General features: G+C 56.3%; 12 protein-coding genes. 4 read left to right on the top strand and 8 right to left on the bottom strand.

Going from position 1 to position 18,036, the window contains the following annotated elements; translation table 11 throughout:
- From JMJ16_RS30445 to JMJ16_RS30430, 4 genes are all read right to left on the bottom strand, one after another.
- Positions 1 to 3,264, bottom strand: coding sequence for a tetratricopeptide repeat protein (locus tag JMJ16_RS30445; protein ID WP_201387707.1), 3,264 nt, complete (start codon positions 3,262 to 3,264; stop codon positions 1 to 3).
- A 27-nt stretch (positions 3,265 to 3,291) separates the two neighbouring features.
- Entirely contained in the window at positions 3,292 to 4,569 is a 1,278-nt protein-coding gene (locus JMJ16_RS30440) for a pitrilysin family protein (RefSeq protein WP_201387705.1), read from the bottom strand.
- A 320-nt stretch (positions 4,570 to 4,889) separates the two neighbouring features.
- Positions 4,890 to 5,717 (bottom strand): zinc ribbon domain-containing protein, encoded by an 828-nt coding sequence (locus JMJ16_RS30435; protein ID WP_201387703.1) that lies wholly within the window; start codon positions 5,715 to 5,717, stop codon positions 4,890 to 4,892.
- Positions 5,718 to 5,887: 170 nt separating this feature from the next.
- A complete protein-coding gene (locus JMJ16_RS30430; protein ID WP_201387701.1) occupies positions 5,888 to 7,984 on the bottom strand; it encodes a thiamine pyrophosphate-dependent enzyme in 2,097 nt (698 codons plus the stop codon).
- Between the two features lie 511 nt (positions 7,985 to 8,495).
- On the opposite strand from JMJ16_RS30430, the gene JMJ16_RS30425 reads away from it, so the two are divergent.
- Positions 8,496 to 10,508: a beta-galactosidase gene (locus JMJ16_RS30425; protein ID WP_201387699.1), complete on the top strand. Its 2,013-nt coding sequence runs from the start codon at positions 8,496 to 8,498 to the stop codon at positions 10,506 to 10,508.
- 96 nt (positions 10,509 to 10,604) lie between these two features.
- Here JMJ16_RS30425 and JMJ16_RS30420 read toward each other — a convergent pair whose 3' ends face one another.
- The 4 genes from JMJ16_RS30420 to JMJ16_RS30405 form a co-directional block, all read right to left on the bottom strand.
- Positions 10,605 to 11,072 (bottom strand): NUDIX hydrolase, encoded by a 468-nt coding sequence (locus JMJ16_RS30420; protein ID WP_201387697.1) that lies wholly within the window; start codon positions 11,070 to 11,072, stop codon positions 10,605 to 10,607.
- Positions 11,073 to 11,365: 293 nt separating this feature from the next.
- Positions 11,366 to 12,502 carry an amidohydrolase family protein gene (locus tag JMJ16_RS30415; RefSeq protein ID WP_201387695.1) on the bottom strand — a complete coding sequence of 379 codons (1,137 nt, stop codon included), beginning with the start codon at positions 12,500 to 12,502 and terminating at the stop codon, positions 11,366 to 11,368.
- Between the two features lie 303 nt (positions 12,503 to 12,805).
- The gene (locus JMJ16_RS30410; RefSeq protein WP_236601745.1) at positions 12,806 to 14,053 is read right to left on the bottom strand and encodes an AAA family ATPase; all 1,248 of its coding nucleotides are present in this window, start codon (positions 14,051 to 14,053) and stop codon (positions 12,806 to 12,808) included.
- Positions 14,054 to 14,444: 391 nt separating this feature from the next.
- A complete protein-coding gene (locus JMJ16_RS30405; protein WP_201387693.1) occupies positions 14,445 to 14,891 on the bottom strand; it encodes a hypothetical protein in 447 nt (148 codons plus the stop codon).
- A 259-nt stretch (positions 14,892 to 15,150) separates the two neighbouring features.
- On the opposite strand from JMJ16_RS30405, the gene JMJ16_RS30400 reads away from it, so the two are divergent.
- From JMJ16_RS30400 to JMJ16_RS30390, 3 genes are all read left to right on the top strand, one after another.
- On the top strand, positions 15,151 to 15,957 hold the full coding sequence (locus tag JMJ16_RS30400; RefSeq protein WP_201387691.1) for a retropepsin-like aspartic protease: 807 nt from the start codon (positions 15,151 to 15,153) through the stop codon (positions 15,955 to 15,957).
- A gap of 282 nt (positions 15,958 to 16,239) precedes the next feature.
- A complete protein-coding gene (locus JMJ16_RS30395; protein WP_201387690.1) occupies positions 16,240 to 17,388 on the top strand; it encodes a competence protein CoiA in 1,149 nt (382 codons plus the stop codon).
- A 184-nt stretch (positions 17,389 to 17,572) separates the two neighbouring features.
- Entirely contained in the window at positions 17,573 to 17,929 is a 357-nt protein-coding gene (locus JMJ16_RS30390; RefSeq protein ID WP_201387688.1) for a YtxH domain-containing protein, read from the top strand.
- Positions 17,930 to 18,036 lie beyond the last annotated feature (107 nt).

Below are 18,036 nucleotides of genomic sequence, written 5' to 3'. Positions count from 1 at the left end.
TTAGGACTTAGCCTTCTTCGCCATGGTCAGCGCCTTATTATACGCCTCCATTGCCTGGAGGTATTCCCCCTGGCGCATGTATGCATCCCCCAACACACGATAGCCGGCTGCATAATTGGGCGCCAGCTTGAGCAATGCCCGGAGATTACTTACCACTTCTCCCAGCACCTCTGGCGAGGTACGAACCAAGACGCGATACTCTTGCATCGCCTCGTCATAGTCGCCCACCAGTTGATACTGATAGCCCTTGAGTAAGCGCTCCTGGGGCTTGCCGCTCCCTTCGCTTGCCGCTGACTGGCGCTCCACGGGTCGGCTGCGTACCACAGGGGCTTGCGATTCTTTCGCGTTACGCTGCATCGGCTGAAGACGTATCGCGGGCCGCTTCATGGTTGTCTCCAGGCCATCTTCCAGGAAGGGATTCGGGCGCGCCTTCGACTGCGGCGAGGGCTTCTCCACCTCAGGTTTGGGCGAGGCCGCAAATGGTGTAGTTGGCTGGACAGGGGCCGACTGAGGCTCTGGCTCGCGTGTGACTGGCTGTACCGGCATGGGAGGAACGGCACCTAGTGCGGCCACCCATGAAGGCTGTTCTGCTGATGGTTGTGGCTCGGGCGCGACACTCGCGGCTGGCTGGACAGGGGCTTGCGGCTCTTCCTGAGCGCGCTGGCTCACCAGGCCTAGCTGGGCCAGGGCGGAAGAGAGTGAAGTACTCTCCTGAGACTCGGACTGGCTCGGCTGTAACTGCTGCTGCCAATCCTGCGCTTCTGGTAGACTTGGCTGTAACTGCTGCTGCCAGTCCTGTGCTTCCGGTTGACTCGGCTGCAATTGCTGCTGCCAGTCCTGTGCTTCTGATTGACTCGGCTGTTGCTGCCACCCTTGCAGTTCGCGCAAGAAATCGGGTGTCGCTCCCTGAGGTTCCTGCTTCAGGGCCCCCAGGTAGTCTGGAATCTCCGAAAACTCAGGCTGATCAGGCTGCTCTGGCGTGGCTGGCTCTGTTTCCGCCAGGGAGGAGAGGCTGTGTGGTTCCATGGGAATAAAGCCCTGCGAGTAGAGGTTTTTCTCCAGATCCTCTAGTGAGCTGACAACGCTCTGCTCATTCTCGTTCGCGCCTGGTGCCTCCGCTTGCGCTGGCTCAGGCGCCTCGTTGAGGGGCGCAGGCTCGGCGGAGCGTGAGAGTTGAGACATCCACGAGGGGGCGGGCAAAGGCTCGGCGGGCGCTGCCCCCGAGGAACCAAGTAACTGGCTTGCCCACTCAGGCATGGCGGCAGACGCACCTGGCTCGCCAGCCATATCGCTGGAGAAGTTCCAGGAATCAAACGTAGGCAGTGACGCCGCCTCTTCCTGTGAAGCCTCATGATGTACTTCTGGCTGCTCAAGGTGTGCGCTGGGCGTGGCTGCGTATTCCGACCAGGAGGCAAAGGGGTCTGCCGATCCCGGCTCTGGCGCAGGCTGAATGGGTTCAGAGGCCGTGGCCAGTTCGACGCTGGGTTTGGGCTGCTCTGCGGGCTGAGGGCTCACAGGCGCCTCTGACTTCGCGACAATTTTGGAGGCTTCTGGCCTGGCTTTGGAGAGCGAGATAGCAGGCATTTCCATGCTATTCTCCCTGCTCTCGGCTCCTATCGACTTCAGCCAGGAGGGGCCGAAGGAAGACTCTTCCTCGTCATCATCCATGGCAAAGGGCGAGGTAAAGACGTCTTCATTAGCCTTAGCCTCGGCTTTCACTTCAGGAGTTACCAGAGGCTGGGAAGCCACGGCTGGTTGAGATGGCTGGACTGGCGTTGGTGGCTGCTGAGATTCAACCGGAGCAGAGACCTCCTGAGGCTCACCAGCAGGCTCTGCCATACGCTGGCGCTCGCCCTGGGTCAACATATCCAGCCATTCTGTGGGTGTTGCTTCACCCTTATTCAGAGAGGTCGACGCCTCCCAAACGCCACTAGATGGTTTGTTTGGCGCTGTGGTGGCTGGTTCACTGGCGGAAAGCTCACTGCTTATACCGGACCAGGAGGCGCTGGAAGGCTGTTTCGAGGGCTGCTCAGGCTCGGCGGCTGGCGAGGATGCTTCGTCCTCAAACGAGGAGGAGAGATATTTACGGGCCTCGGCCAGCAAGGCACTGAGGTCAGTTTGATTCGACTGATTGGTAGTGGCAGCGGCGGGTTGGTCGACACCGGGCCAATCCCAGGTAGAAGAGGAGCCAGTTGGGGCTTCGGCTCCAGGCATAGAGGCTTCACTGGCAGGCGCCTGTTGCGCCTCCTGAGATTCGGCACCAAAACCAGGCCAACTTGGCCGGCTCGACGAGGTGCTTGACTGCTGTTGTTCGGGAATAGCATCGAAGCCAGGCCAACTCGGCCGGCTTGATGAAGTGCTTGACTGCTGAACCTCCTGGGGGACTGCATCGAGGCCTGGCCAGCTGGGACGGCTCGACGAAGTGGATGGCTGAGGAGCAGATACTTCCTGAACGAATTTGTCCAATGCCACCGGGTCTCGCTGGATAAGGGCCAGAAATGGCTCGTGGGCAGGCGTCTGCTTCGCCAACAAATCGGCAAAGAGTTCTTGTGCCATCAGCAAATCAGGGTCGAGAGCCTCGGCGCGCTTGATGAGATCTTCAGCCTGGTGCAGATCACGCGGCGAGATGATGTGGGCGAGGAGAAGTTGCGCCTTCAGGCAGCCAGGCACATCCTGCAAAATCTGGCGTGCAAGCTGCTCGGTCCGATCATACAAGCCCTCACGCCAAAGCGCCTCAAGCAGACCCAGACGCGCGTCCAGTCGTTCAGGGGTCACGGCGAGGACCGCCTCCCACTCCTGAATAGCCTGCGTTACCAGGTCACCACGCGTATAGAGCCGGGCCAGACCTGCGCGCGAGAACATAAAGCCCTGCTGACCTGCCCTAGTACTGAGCTTATTAAACTCCTCGCGAATGTGGCTATTGCCGCGGCTCAACTCATAAGCCTGCTGGTAACAATCGAGGGCCGTATCAAAATCCGAGAGACTCTCGCTAATTAAGGCCCGGTCACAATACACAACTACATTCTCGGGATCATTCATCAACACCCAGTCGAAGGCCTGTTGAGCCTCTTCTAGTTTCCCCTGAGCGAAGTAGACCTCACCGAGCAGGCGTTGCGCTTCCAGAGACTCAGGATGCTGAGCCAGAATTTGCTGACAACGAGCCAGGGCCTCTTCATGCTCGCCTCTGCTGATCAGATCCTCGGTCTGTTGTAAATAATCACGAAGCGTAGTTGGCGGATTCGTTTGCAGCTTGGTTTGTGCCATAAAACAAGGTCTCCTCTTCCCACAGCATTACACACCTGTAAGCAACTTCTCAAACTCACCTGCTCGCTGTGTTCCATCTGGTCCAATAATCGCCAGGCGACGCCACTGGGGCGCGAAACACGACTGTGCTACACGCTGTACATCCTGTACAGTCACGGCGTCAATATGGGCAATGATATCGTCGATCTCCCGCACCTGGTGCTGCGCACACTCCTGGCTACCCAACCAGGATGCTACCTGCTGGGTTCCCTCAAGCCCCAACAAGAAGCCACCACGCACATAGGCTTTGGTGCGCGCTAACTCTTCTTCCGGTACTGGCTCTGTGCAGAGGTGCTCTAGTTCCACCAGGATGGCCCGAACGGTGGCATCAATACTCGAAGGGTCAACGCCCGCGCTCACCACCAGGCTCCCAGTCTCATGGTAACAGTTCAGATAGCTACCAATATCATAAGCCAGACTCTGCTCCTCGCGAATCGACTGAAAGAGGCGTGAACTCATTCCATCGCCCAGTAGAGCATTGATAAGCAAAAATGTAAAGTAGTCGGCAGACCGATACGAGGTCCCCAGGGTGGTCAGGCAAACATTTGTCTGCTCAGTGTCCTTCTCAATCATACGGACAGGTGCTACATCGACGGGGGGCAGCGAGGCACTCCAGCCTGGGAACTCGCTCGGCTCCCAGTCCCCGAATAGCTCTTCAGTCACCTGGCGCACCTGCTCAGGATCAATATTGCCAGCGATACTGATCACCAGTGAGTTAGGGCGATAAAATGTGTGGAAATAATCCAGCATTTGCTCAAGCCCCAACTCTGAGACAGAATCGACGGTTCCAGCATCATCGCGTCCCAGGGGAAGAGAAGGCCACATCACCTCGTCAGCCAGGAGATTCACCCATTCCTGGGGATCATCCTGTGTTGAGCTGATCTCCTCAATAATCACATTGCGCTCTTTTTCGACCTCGGTTGGATCAAAAAGTGGACGACGGAACATATCAGCAAAGACCCGCATGACCGCAAAGAGTTGTTCCGCGGGTACGCGAGCCGTATAATTCGTCAGTTCCTTCCCCGTGCTCCCATTAAAGACACCCCCGACTCCCTCAATCGCCTCGGAGATAGCCCTGGCAGAAGGATAGTGCTGCGATCCCTTAAAAAGCATATGCTCAATAAAATGGGACACACCCGCGACGTGGTTATCCTCATGACGCGAACCTACCATAAAGAAGAAGGCAATACTGGCGGAACGCATACCAGGCATTGAGGTAGTAAGTAGACGTAAACCATTAGGCAGAGTCGTTCGCTCGTAGTTCATGCGCAGTTCTGGCGCTTAGCCTCGTAGGAGGCAAGAAGGCACCAGTTCTCCTTATATTTCCTGATCAAAATAGGACTAATACAATACCAACAACCCGGACAGCTTATTTTTCTGCATACGGAGACGAGAGTATCTCGCCGTATTATAGACGGTTTCAGACGTTGTCGCAACTAAACAGAAAAGGGAGATAGCCAATTTTGGTATATTGAAGGTATGAGAGGGCCTGCTACTGGCTATACTAAAGGGCACATGCTACGCAGCTACGCCATCATGTAAGGGGGGCGCGTACGCCAGTAGCGGGCACAGATGCACCAGTCAGATTAGAGGCCGATATTATCCATAAAGCCGAGCAGGCCGCCATTATCGTCGTCATCCTCGCGTCGATGATGGTGATGATGCTGGCCCTCGACCAGGTTCTCGAGGAGCATCTCGCCGCCAATCACCGCGGCGGCACCTCCCAGCGCCCCCATGGCATACTTGCCTCCATTACCCTGCATAAAGCCGCCGGGCTGCTGACCAGGAGCCATCGCGTTCATGGGCACGGGCACGACACCTGCCAGATTGGTGCGGCAGCCACGACAGTAGGCGGTCCCGATAGGAGCCATCGCCATACAGGTGGGACAACGCAGCACCATCTGCCCCTGGCCCATCATGGGATCGGGCTGATACGCGCCATAAGGCTGCTGCGCTGGCTGGGGATACTGTTGCCCATACTGCTGCTGTTGCGGATACTGCGGCGGATATGGCTGTTGTGGGTATGGTTGCTGCTGTGGATAGGGCGCCTGGTTCGGATACTGCGGCGCTTGCGGATACTGAGACTGCGCTGGCTGAGAGGGATACTGTGGATACTGCCCCGACGAGGTATAGGGAGGGGTCGCCTGGAGCTGAGAGCCACAATTTGTGCAGAAGGCGCTGGACAAGGGCAACTCAGCATGACACGAGGGGCAGGCCCGCGTCGTGGGCGCCGAAGCGACAGGTACAGCCCCTTTAAGTGAGCCGCCGCAATGTGCACAGAAAGCTGCATCTGCGCGTACAGACCCCTGACAGTGAGGACATGTCCGCATGGGCTGAGCAGCCTGCACAGATGTACCGCACTCAGGACAAAACTTCTTTCCGGTGACGTCAGCACCACAAGATGTACAGGTCATGGTTTTAGAGTTCTCCTTGAAAAGCGCATCGTAGTTCTTCTTGCATCTAAGACGCAGTGTAGCATAGTTTTTAGCACACGTCGAGCACAGAAAAGGGGAAAGAAAAGAGTGTGCGTAAAAGCCGGGGCCATGCCCTGGCTTTTACGCACACTCTTTTCTTTCTGAGGATCTTATTCGACGAGCAGGTCGGCGATGCGCTCCTCGATGGTTTTGGCCGTGGGATAGAAGGCAACCTCTTCGGGCGCGTTGTAGGGAGCGGCTGGCGCCGCGACCGCGCTGATGAAGGTTGGCGAGCCGTCCAGGTCGTAGAAGCAGTTCTGGACGATCCAGGAATGCACATGGCGACCATAGCTGGTCAGATCGGACTCCTCGGTCACGACAACGACGCGATTAGCCTCTTTGACTGCGGCAGCGACGGTCGCTTCATCGAAGGGCATCAGCGTGCGCAGGTCAACTACCTCAATCGCGCCTCCCTCTTGCTTGACGATATTGGCTGCGGCGGTACAGGCCTCAAGAGTCATCGAACCCCAGGCGACAATCGCCACGCTCACCGGGCCTTCGCCGATGCGAATACGGCGCGCCTTACCAATGGGGAGGGTATAGTAACCCTCGGGGACGCTCCAGTACTCGGCCATCTGGTGGATAATATTGCCCTCAGCATCCTTGGGCGGCTCCGAGCGATAGAGGCGACCGCGCTCCAGGAAGGTCACAGGCGACTGCGAACGCGCAGCCTGTAACAACAGGCCCTTGGCATCAAAGGGGGTCGCGGGACAGATGGTAATCATGCCAGGAATATTGGTAAACCACTGCTCTCCGGCATTGGAGTGACCAAAGGCGCCGCCGCCTGCGGTACTACTGGAAATGGGGCCACCGCCGCCGCTGCCCGACTTGGTGCGAATGATCATGGGCACATACCAGTCGCCAAAGCTCTGATAGGAGGTACGAGCCGCCAGGCGCACAGTCTGGGTCGACGACTGGTGGTAGTCGACGAATTGGATCTCGGCGCAACGCGCCTTACCATCGACCATGCCAGCGCCCGCGACCAGGCCCACAATAAGCTGCTCGTTCAGCGGGCTACTGATGGCGCGCTCAGGATATTTCTGCACGAGATTGGCAGTCGCGCCAAAAACGCCGCCCTTGGGGCTGCCGACATCCTGTCCATAGACAAAGAAGTTGGGATCGCGGTCGGCCAGTTCGACCAGGGCCTCGTTGATCGCACCCAACATGGTCAGAGGGCGCTTGGCACCACGAGGAATATTCTCATGCCACTCGGGGACAGCCACGACATGCTGCATCACGCGGCTACCATCTGGCTCCGGCTCCTGCAAGACCTCGCGCTCAACGCGATCCAGTTCTGAGCGAATCTCTTTGCGCATACGCTCGGGATCGCCTTCCTGCAAGTGACCGTTTGCCACCAGCCAGCGGCCAAAGTTCTTGACCGGGTCCTTGGTCTCGGTCGTGAGCGCGATCTCTTCTTTCTTGCGGTAGGACTTGATATCAGTGCTGCTAGAATGCGGATCAAGCAGGCCCAGGCGCAGATGCATCAGGACTGGACCCTGGCCGGAACGAATACGGGCCACGAAGCGTTTGCTCGCCTCATAGGTCGCCATGATATCTGTACCATCGACCTCTTCCGCGTAGACGCCAGCGCCCTTTGCCCACTCCACGAGTGAGCCGGCGTACTGGACCACTGAGGGGGTCGTAATCGCCCAATTATTATCTTCAATGACCATGAGCACAGGGAGCTGATGCACAGCCGACTGGCGCAGAAGCACGCTGAAGTCGTTGGTGGCTGAGCCACCATCACCTGTAGAGCACATAATCAGATCTTTGCTTGCATGCTGCTTAAGCGAGAAGCCAATGCCACCCGCAAAGGGAGCCAGACCTCCAACCTCGCTTACACCTGGGAGGATGCGATGGCTCCGGCTGCTATAGTGCGATGGCATATTGCGCCCGGAGCACATGGAGCCAGTCGAGCGAGAATAGGCCTCGCGCAGGGGTCCATAGACATCGCCTGTGCGCTGAAGCCAGGCGGCCAGGTCACGATAGTAAAGCGCGAGCCAGTCACTTTCCTGCAAGGCAGCCACGACCGCTGCCATACCCTCATGCCCAGCACAACCAATATAGAAAGGGAAACGACCCTGAGTCTTGCGAGTCTTCAACAGGTCGTTGATGGCTCGTGCGGTAACCATGGTGCGGAAAAGTGCAATGACATCTAGCGGCTGTGCTAGAGTATCAGCTTCCGTAGCTTCGATATTCACTGTCATATGCAGTAGCCTCCGTAAGTCTGCACCGACGTTCTGGGCATCGTTCAAACTCCTACAAATTCCAAATTTCGAAATTTCGAAATTTCTAAAATTCTTTTGTATTTTAAAACCTATTCCCACTCCCCATTATAAGGGTGGGGTCCCTGAGAAACAAACAGCAGAGAGAGCACATGTATGGAGAGTGCTGCATCGTTGCGGCACAACCACCTCTCTCTTGCTGGAAACAGCAATTCTCAGAACTGCACTCGTATAATACCATACCAGAGACGACGCTGCTAAACGCACGCGTCTACATATCATGGGGCGAAGAAAGGTAACCATTCTGCATAGAGTAAGTTGGAGGATCAATGCTTGGCATGGGCGTGGCTGGCCCGCAAGTCGCTGCGCTTGGAGTCCATGCAAGCATGGACCCTACATGATTTGGGGAGCTGGCACATCCGCACCCTCTTACCCACGCGTGATATATTGCATATGACATCAATGCTGAAAGGAAAGGTAGCATTTAAGAGCTATGCAGCAATATTTTCCTGATAAGATCCTCTATGGTGGGGACTATAATCCAGAACAGTGGTCAGAGGAGACCTGGCGCGAGGATATGCGCCTGATGAAACTGGCCCATGTAAACATGGTTTCAATTAATATCTTCTCCTGGACTTTGCTAGAGCCAGAACCGCATAAATATCACTTTGAGCAACTGGACCGCATTATGGATATGCTGGCAGAGCATGGTATCTACGCGGACCTGGCGACCGCGACTGCCTCGCCTCCAACCTGGATGAGTCGCCTTTACCCCTCAATACTTCCAGTGACCCAGCAGGGCGTGCGCATGAGCCATGGCTCGCGCCAGCACTACTGCCCAAACAGCCCCGATTACCGGCGCAAGGCCGGCACGCTCGTTGAACAGATTGCGACGCGCTACGCCAAACATCCTGCCTTGAAGATGTGGCATCTCAACAACGAATATGGCTGCCATACAGGCGCCTGCTATTGTGAGAATTGTGCCGCCGCGTTCCGCAAATGGCTACAAGAACGCTATCAGACGCTAGACAAGGTGAACCAGGCCTGGGGAACCACCTTCTGGAGCCAGCGCTACTATGAGTGGGAAGACGTGCTGCCGCCGCGTGCCACGCCGGCGCAGACCAATCCCACGCAAACGCTGGATTACTGGCGCTTTATGAACGATTCGCTGCGCGGATGCTACGAGTTGGAGGAGGAGATTCTCCGCCGCGCCACGCCGTCTATCCCCTTGACGACCAACCTGATGGTAGCCTTCAAACCCGTCGATGTCTTCGATTGGGCCAAACATATGGACATCGTTTCCTTTGATATGTACCCAGCGCCTCATGATGGCGCGGCCCAGGTCGCTATGCCGCATGACATCATGCGTGGAGCGAAGGGCGGGCAGCCCCACATCGTCATGGAGATGAGTCCGAGCCAGGTCAACTGGCAGCCACAGAACCCCCATAAACGACCGGGACAACTGCGCATGCACATCATGCAGTCCATCGCGCGTGGAGCCAATGGCGCGCTCTTCTTCCAGTGGCGCCAATCCATGGCGGGGGCGGAGAAGTATCATAGCGCCGTCGTCTCGCACCAGGGAAGCGAGCAGAACCGCATCTTTAAGCAGGTAGCCCAGGCGGGTGCCGAACTGGCGAAGCTGGCCCCACAGGTCGCCAACACCCGCATTCACGCTAAGGTCGCGCTCCTCATGGACTGGCAGAGCTGGTGGTCCTCCGAATATCAGCCGGGACCAAGCAATCAGTTGCGTTACTATGAACAGATCCTTACCTATTATAAGGCGCTCTATACGCAGAATATCGCCGTGGATATCGTGTCCCCCGAGGCGGAGCTGGGCGAGTACAAACTGGTCATCGCGCCCCTACTGCACATGATCATGCCAGGCGTGGAGCAGAAGCTCAAAGGCTTTGTGGAGCAGGGCGGAACCTTCCTCACGACCTTCTTCAGCGGCATCGTCGACCAGAATGAGCATGTCATCCCGGGCGGCTATCCCGGAGCGCTCCGCGAACTGCTCGGCATCTATGTTGAGGAGTTTGATCCCCTGACGCCGCAGATGTCCAACGAGATCGTTATCGAAGAGGGAGAGTTGCGCGGGCACTATGCAGCGACCAAGTGGGGCGAGCTGGTACACCTGAAGGGCGCGCAGGCTCTGGCAAGGTTTGGGCAGGATTACTACGCGCAACAGCCAGCAATCACTGAGCATAGCTATGGGCAAGGCAAGGCCTACTATGTCGCGACGCACCCTGAGCAACGACTGGTAGACACGCTTATCAAGCAGATTTGCGCGCAAGCAGACGTAGAGCCAGTGCTGTCCACGCCAGAGGGCGTCGAGGTCACGTTGCGCGAGGACGAGCACGGCGAGAAGGTTTACTTTGTGCTCAATCAGAGCAAGGAGCGACGGCAGATCACTCTGCCAGAAGGAAGCTATACCTCCCTCCTGGACGAGAGAAAGGTTGAGGGAGCGGTTGAGATGGGACCGTTGGACGTGCTAGTGTTGAAGAAATAAATATTATTCGGGTTGGAGGCGTAGAGTGTTGTGCCAGCCGCAGGCTGGCACAACACTCTACGCCTCCAACCCGAATAATATAAAAAAGACGTTGTATTAAGCATTGGGGAGGTTCTGGTCGTGGGAGGTGCTGGAGAGCTGGTTGCGGATGAGGGCGCGTTCCTGGTTGAGGAGGACGTCTTCGATGCGCTGGCGATGCTTGGGGAGGGTGTTAGCGGGGATGGCATCTGGGGAGAAGAAGCGGCATTCGCGGGATTCGAGCGTGGTAGTCAGTTCGCCGCCAGTGATGCGACAGAGGAAGGAGAGGACAACCTCTTGCTTCTGGGGCTTGGAATAGACGCCTACGAGGCGCTCGATGGCGACCTGGAGGCCTGTTTCTTCCAGGACCTCGCGACTGACGGTCTGCTCAAGCGTCTCTCCAAGTTCCATGCCGCCACCGGGCAGGTTCCACCAGTCGATATCGCTGCGGTGGGCCAGGAGGATCTGGCCCTGGCGAAAGATCAGGGCAGAGATCCCAATGCGAAATTGGGCGAGATTCGTCACAGAATTAAGTGATTCAGACATTGATATTTCTCCATGATGTTGGGTTGCCGGCTCCCGCCCATGCAGGAGGGCGGCTGCATTCCCCTGATAGCCTATACAGATCTATTTTGCCTATGGCATGGATCAGGCGTGACCACGCACCCATATCACTGCGATAAATCGCCTCGCGCGCGATAAATCGGGCGCCTATTGATCTATCAAGCTTCATTTGATGCAAAACTCTGGCTCTCTTTGGCTTTTCGCCTCGCGCCAAAATCCGTCAATCGAAGTTTGATGGAGCGCTATGGGATTTGATAGTTGGTTGCGTGGCCGGATCATATTTTAAAATAGAGTTGGGCGGCGTTGTCGTGCAGGATCAGGCGGGCCAGGTGCTGGGCCTGAGATGTGTCTAGTTCGTCGGCGTCGATCATCTCTTGCAGGACCTGGGCCAGGATGGTGCGGACGCGTTTGGCGCCCACCCAGAGCATTTCAGGGACATTGATACCGTCAGAGCTATAGGTCAGCTTGCTAGCGGGCGCGATGCTCAGGGCCTGGCGGGTGAATGTGAGCATTTCAAGTTTTTCGACAAAGGGAATGGTATACGAGAGATCAAAGTAGACATTGGGATAGATCGCGGCCAGGTAGGCCCCAAGCTGCACATAGGGATAGCTTTCGTGTAGAAGGACGATGGGCATACGCTGATAGTCGCCCCGCTCGAAGATGGCGCGCAGGTGTAGCGGATTGCCCAGGCGCATATCGGTATCGCCATCGCCATAGCCGGTATGAAACTGCACTGGAAGCTCTTGCTCAGCTGCCTGCTCAAAGGCTTGATGTAAGAGATAGTCGAGCAGGGGCTTGTGCATTAAGCGTAGCTCGCCATGTTGGGTAGCCTGGGCGCGGGCCTCGGTAAAGGCCGCGACCGCCTCATCTTTTGACCACTCTGCGATCTCCAGGCCAGTGCGGTAGGCCACGATACTCTTCAGCCCGCTATAGCCAAGCTCGCGCGCCTGGCGCACCGTCTCGCGATAGCGCGCAACTACCTCACCGAAATCGGTATAGGCCTGAATAAGATCTTGCATCAGGATCTCCAGGCGCAGGAGGGTCGCTACCCGGAGGCCGCCCTGACTGGCAATTTGCTCGGGAGCATAACAGGTTGTGGGCGGTGGGTAGGCAGAGTCGAGCACCAGGGCCTCAATATGGGCGTCCGCGAAAAGGCGGTGCACCTGGTCGGCGGCATCGAAGCGTGAGCGAGCCGCGATTATCTCATCTTCAAGCGGTTTGCAGCCATAGAAGGCTGCGGCCTGGCGCAAAAACCAGAGGTAGTAGATGGAATGCGAGACATGCTTCTGGGCAAAGCTGGGATGTGTCGCCTCGCTGAAGTAGCCACGAAAAGTCTGAGCATCCATCCGCTGCTGAAGCAGGAAGGGATGGCAATGATTATCTATAATAGGAATAGTATTTAGATCGAGCATAACACACCTCTTAGCCCAGGCGTGACAAACGACGAGCACGGCCATATAGGCATACAGGATAGCATGTATGTTTGCTGAGGGCAAGATTAAGTTTTACTTTTTTGTTTGCCGCCTGCGGCGGCAAACAAAAAAGTAAAAAGTTTTTTTCGGGGACTGGTTTCTTATTCCGCTCGCCAACCCCCATTCGGGGGCGCCGCGGCACTTTCGCACCTAGCCTGTTGGCTCAGGCGAGCGGAAAGGAAGCCCCGAACCCCGCCAGGGGTGCCGCCCCTGGACCCCGTTTGCACCAACTTGCACATCACATTAGTCAGGATAGGTATTTGTATTTGGGTTGGTGAGGAGGGTGGGGGAAGGGGGAGTGAGGTTGTGAGCGATCCGAATTTGGGATGCGAGATTGGAGGTGGTGTCAGGAGGTTGGGTCGAATGGGGGGTGTTGGGGGTAGAGGATTCGGGAGTGTCGGAGGGGTTTGAGGAGTGGGTGTCTTCGGAATCGGGGGTGGGGAGAATGTGAGCGATCTCGAATTTGAGCTGGTGGGGATACTGGGCCAGGAGTTCGGGGACGAGAGGCTTGATGAAGGGGTGAAGGGTATAGTGGCCGCGAGAGGTGGTGTATAGCAGGTTGGCGCGGGCCATTTTGCTGAGGAGTTGGCGCACGCAGGTGTAGTCGAGGCCAAGCGCGGCTGTGACCTGGGCGGGTGAAAGGGGGTGTTCGCAGGTGTGGATCAGGTGGAGGATGGTGACGCGTTCGGGGGTGAGAGTTTTATGGGCGCTGAGTGTTGTGAGGGCGAGATTCTCTTCGAGGGAGGCGTGACGGAAATGAATGTGAGAGGTTGGGCAATGGAGGGTAAGGGAGAAGGGAGCAAGCGAGGAGCCGAGGACATCGAGATGATAGTAGTTGGAGACGGGGAGGCGTTTGAGATGGAGGTGATGATCGACGGAGGCCGTCAGGGAGGAGGAACGCTTACAGGTATGGAGAACGAGAATGCTGATATCTTGTTGCTCGGCAAGGCGACGCAGGAGGGCGAGTAGTTCGCGGTCATTGCCTTTGAAGAGGGGGCGCAGAGAGGCCAGGTTATCGATCACGAGCAGGTGTGTATCGGGAGAGTTAGTAAGCCAGCTTTGAAGCTCGTACAAACCCTCGGTGGGCGTAAGAGGGGTCCAGGTATTGGTAAAGAAGAGATTGTTGGGTGGGGGAGTGCCGAGTTGGGCCGACAACAGGCGCGAGCGGAGTTCGTGAAGGCGGAGCAGAGAATGATCGAGGCCGAGATAGAAGGCATGGCCGCGAGTGGATTTGAAGGGTTGGGAGTCATCACGAGCCTCGCCAGCGAAGGAAGACTGACCCTGCGTGACATTAAGCATGAGCTGGAGGGCGAGAGAGGTCTTTCCGGAACGCGATTCGCCGCTGAGGAGCGTCAAGCCTATGGGAAGCAGATTGTGGATGGGCCAAATGCTTGTTATGGACGAGGGCTGAATGAGGTCATTCAGTCCGGTGAAGGGCATAAAGGGGCGAGCGAAGAGGTTGGTGTAGGCCTGCTGGTCGTGTTTCGTCATGTAAGCCTCCATGTGGGAAGTAGAGGGACGTTTTCACGAGGTAGAGAGATGGAAGATGCAGAATACAATGCAATGCAATTTTATAATATTATGCGATATACATTTATAGTATGCCCGACAGGAGATGGCTTGTCAAGTAAAAGAGGAAATATTGAAGAAATTGAGTAGACAGAGAGGGAGCCCGCTACTTGCGTACGCGGCTACGCGTTAGGGGCGGTACGGGGGGGCGACGCAGACGTACAGATGGGACAAGGCAACATCGACAGGGCGCATGGGCGTGCTGCTATTGGTGTGTGGCTACGCGTGAGGGGCGGGGAGTGAAGGGTACATTATTATCACCTGGCGCGACTTAAGGGTGTCGCGCCAGGTGATAGGTTGCGTTGTTTTCTCTCTACCAGCCGCCTCCCCAGCCTCCTCCCCAACCGGGGCCCCAACCACCGCCGCGCCAGCCCCAGCCGCCTCCCCAACCACCGCGCCAGCCCCAACGGGGTCCCCAACCCCAGCTACTTCGCCAGCCCCAACCGCCTCCCCAACCGGGTCCCCAGCCTCCACCGCGCCAGCCCCAGCCGCCTCCCCAACCAGGTCCCCAGCCTCCACGCCAGCCCCAGCCGCCGCCACGCCAACCCCAGCCTCCACCGCGCCAACCCCAGCCGCCTCCCCAGCCAGGCCCCCACTGTATAGCGTGGCTACCTATATTTACGGTTATGGGGGTCTGCACCTTCGTGGATGCGAGGGTGGCTGCGGATGTGCTTGTTGCTGTGGTTATGACTAAGGCGATAGCAAAGACAGTGCTAAGGAGGGCCAGACAGAGAGTTTTCCGTAGAACGGAGTGTTTCATGTCTTTTCCTTGTACTGCACCTGTGTTCATCCACAGTTGTCGTCTACGCTATTTAAGAACGCTACTACGAAGTGTGACTTCCAGGAGAGCACTATAGGGTCATTGCTTGCGATATATTATTATATAGACTGATACAAACTCATGAGAGCAGGGCGCTACTTACTACCCTAAAGGGCACAGGGGACGCGGCTATGCTGGTGGAGATGGTGAAGCAGGAAGTTAACAAATGCTGGGCGAGCGTTTACCAAAAGGAGATAACATGAACGGATTCGATTTGATTATCAAGCCGGATGAAGAAGATAGCGACGCTGCCGAAGTCCTTGTTGACGGAACCATTGGCGGCTCCCCTTACCGTTTTCTTCTTGATACTGGTGCAGCGACAAGCAGTATTACTTCCGACGATTATACATCCACATTCGATTGCATCGAGAAGAGGGACTCATCAGGAGTTTTTGCAGCAGGGCACCTGGAGTTGATTCGGGTTCCAATGATTGAGCTTGGTCCGATCTGCAAACACAACGTTTTGCTCAGTCGTGTGGAAGCAAATCACTCTGTGAGAGCAAATTTGATCGGGATGGATCTTCTCAAAGACTCTTGCTGCTACTTTTTATTTGATGAACAGAGGGTTGTCATTCAAGATGAACCGGAGTCCAGCTCGCCTTTTCAAGAGCTGATTCTGGACAAGAAGTTTCATCCTTACGTGACTCTTCGGTTCGGAGAGATCGAGGCGGCAGCAGTATGGGATACTGGGGCTGGAATAACCCTGGCAGACATGAGCTTTATCAAAAAGTATCCCGCTTTTTTTCAGGAAGTAGGGCAATCTCAAGGAACAGACTCGACAGGAGCCCAGGTGGAAACGCCTCTCTTCATCATGACGTCTCCTATAATTGGGAATTATGCGTTTTCGCCTCATAAAGTGGCTGGAGTTGACCTGCCACACGTGAATTCCCATATCGACATACCTATGGATTTGATCCTGGGCTATACTACGCTGCGTCAAGCGAATTGGCTGTTCGATTTTCCGCGCAAGAGATGGGCGATTTCAAAACGAGTCAGTGGCCAATAATGTCCGCGTCTCTGGCATTGCATTGCCAGTGGGCTCGCTACTTGCGTACGCGGCTACGCTCTGTTGCCTGGTCGGTAGGAAGTGGGCTGCCTGCGTGTAAATACCATTGATAGCAGTGGGGAGTAAGCGTTTTTTTGCTGGGCAGTAAATAATACACCCTGCGAGATGTCGAATAGGAACGGTTTGGGCTGCGCCTACAGGCGATTAATCGCCTTTGGACGCGCTAAAGCGGGTCCCTACCAGAATTTTGTCGCGTTTTGTGGGCAAGGTGTTATTGCGCTTGTGGACAAGCTGAATGAGGTAGGCGCTATGCTGGTTGCGTATGGACCGGAGGGTCAGACGGTGGTGGCGAGCGAGACGCCACTGGAACAATTGCAGGAGTGGTCGCGAGACAGGCTGTTACAGTGCCCCAATTGTCGGGGGGTGGTGCATCTGCGCGGTGGTGGGGCGAAGCGGATGCAGCCGCATTTCGCGCACCAGCGGGGAGAGTGTGCGTGGAGCACAGAGGGGGAGTCGGTACAGCATATGCGGGGGAAGGCGGTGCTGGCCAGGTGGTTGAAGGGGCAATTTCCCGAGGCGCAGGTGACGCTGGAGGAGAGGTTGCCGGAGCCGAACCGGATCGCGGACGTTTTTGTGCGGCATACGGATGGGCAGTGCCAGGCGGTGGAGTATCAGTGCGCGCCCCTGGAGATCGAGGAGTGGCAGATGCGTCACGAGGCCTACCGCAAGGCGGGCATTATAGATACCTGGATTATTGGCAGCAATCGGCGCGAGAAGCAGGAGGCCTTTATTGACGCGGTGATACAGATAGCACATGAGGCGTTATTTTTGGATTCGCAGGTGACGCCGCCGCGCACCTGGCTGCGCTGGCCGATTACGCGCCAGGTGGCCCAGGAGTGGCAGAGTCAGGTGACGCCCCAGGCACGGCGTATGCCGACGCTGGAAGGGTGGGTGGGGCGGCAGGGTTATGGGGCAACGCTTATTGGGCCGCTGCATGAGATCCGTATAAATAGAGAGGGGCGGCTTCTCCATCCTGTGCGGATCAGGATGGAGGAAAGAGGCAGGCTTCTCCAGCAGATGAGCCAGGCACAGGCACCTGAGCCAGGGCTTATGGCGGCCTATTTGCGCACCTATATGGACGAGGCCATTGTGCATGGCATTATTGTGCCCCTACTGAAGTCTTATCTGCTCGATCCAGAGCTATTGCAGCGCTATAACTATGGGCGGGGGCTGCCACAGCGGCCATTGAACGTGGAGGATCGCGCACGGGTGGAGAAGGCTAAGGCCTGGTTGAGAAGCCTGGGGCAGAAGGGATATACGGGTGCACGACTACAGGAAATAGCACGTGAGCTGCCTTTTGTGGGGCCGTATGCGGCTTTTGCGAGCTATATGGAGCTGCTGGTGACGCTGAGTGGAGGGTTATCTCAATAATTTTGTGGGTTTCACCCACAAAATTATTGAGATAAAGGCATATATAAGTTATTTCGCAAAGGCGCGGGATTGAAACTCATTGCTTAGATGGTGCGTTATCTTAGTAGTATGCTTCAGGACTTATTCTGTAGCTTTAAGTGAGTGAAAAGACAGACGTTCATTCATAAGGAAGGATAGAGCGGAGATGAATAACTTCTTCAAGGGAATGCTGGTTGGTGTTGGCATTGGTCTGCTGGTCGCCCCTATGAAGGGCGAGGAGATGCGGCGCCTGGTGAGTGAGCGCACAAATGAGCTGCGCGGCTATCTCCCCGAAAACGAGCAACTGACGGTGTACAAGCAGCAGATTACCGACCGCGTTTCGCACACGGCGGACAACCTGAAGGGCTATGCTCAGCAGGCTTCAAGCACTCTACAGCATACAGCTGGCAATCTGAAGAACATTGGCCAGAATGCGGCTTCGGATGTGAAGAGCACGGGCCAGGATGTTGCCGATACTTCAAAAGATGCGGTGCGCTCAGCGAAGAATAGTAGTTCGTTCTAATAAAAAAATGCGAAAGAGGGTTGGCAGCCGTAAGCTGCCAACCCTCTTTCGCATTTTTTTATTAGAACGAATTGTGATATAATACAAATGTTCGACTTTTGTAAGTT

Source organism: Ktedonobacter sp. SOSP1-52, assembly GCF_016587395.1.
Note: the sequence above shows the minus strand (reverse complement) of the source record. Positions and strands in the feature narration are given on the sequence as shown.

What these genes read in the sequence shown, in the direction of transcription:
- JMJ16_RS30445 (WP_201387707.1), bottom strand. Translation starts at nt 3,264, where the DNA reads ATGGCACAAACCAAGCTGCAAACGAATCCGCCAACTACGCTTCGTGAT.
- JMJ16_RS30440 (WP_201387705.1), bottom strand. Translation starts at nt 4,569, where the DNA reads ATGAACTACGAGCGAACGACTCTGCCTAATGGTTTACGTCTACTTACT.
- JMJ16_RS30435 (WP_201387703.1), bottom strand. Translation starts at nt 5,717, where the DNA reads ATGACCTGTACATCTTGTGGTGCTGACGTCACCGGAAAGAAGTTTTGT.
- JMJ16_RS30430 (WP_201387701.1), bottom strand. Translation starts at nt 7,984, where the DNA reads ATGACAGTGAATATCGAAGCTACGGAAGCTGATACTCTAGCACAGCCG.
- JMJ16_RS30425 (WP_201387699.1), top strand. Translation starts at nt 8,496, where the DNA reads ATGCAGCAATATTTTCCTGATAAGATCCTCTATGGTGGGGACTATAAT.
- JMJ16_RS30420 (WP_201387697.1), bottom strand. Translation starts at nt 11,072, where the DNA reads ATGTCTGAATCACTTAATTCTGTGACGAATCTCGCCCAATTTCGCATT.
- JMJ16_RS30415 (WP_201387695.1), bottom strand. Translation starts at nt 12,502, where the DNA reads ATGCTCGATCTAAATACTATTCCTATTATAGATAATCATTGCCATCCC.
- JMJ16_RS30410 (WP_236601745.1), bottom strand. Translation starts at nt 14,053, where the DNA reads ATGACGAAACACGACCAGCAGGCCTACACCAACCTCTTCGCTCGCCCC.
- JMJ16_RS30405 (WP_201387693.1), bottom strand. Translation starts at nt 14,891, where the DNA reads ATGAAACACTCCGTTCTACGGAAAACTCTCTGTCTGGCCCTCCTTAGC.
- JMJ16_RS30400 (WP_201387691.1), top strand. Translation starts at nt 15,151, where the DNA reads ATGAACGGATTCGATTTGATTATCAAGCCGGATGAAGAAGATAGCGAC.
- JMJ16_RS30390 (WP_201387688.1), top strand. Translation starts at nt 17,573, where the DNA reads ATGAATAACTTCTTCAAGGGAATGCTGGTTGGTGTTGGCATTGGTCTG.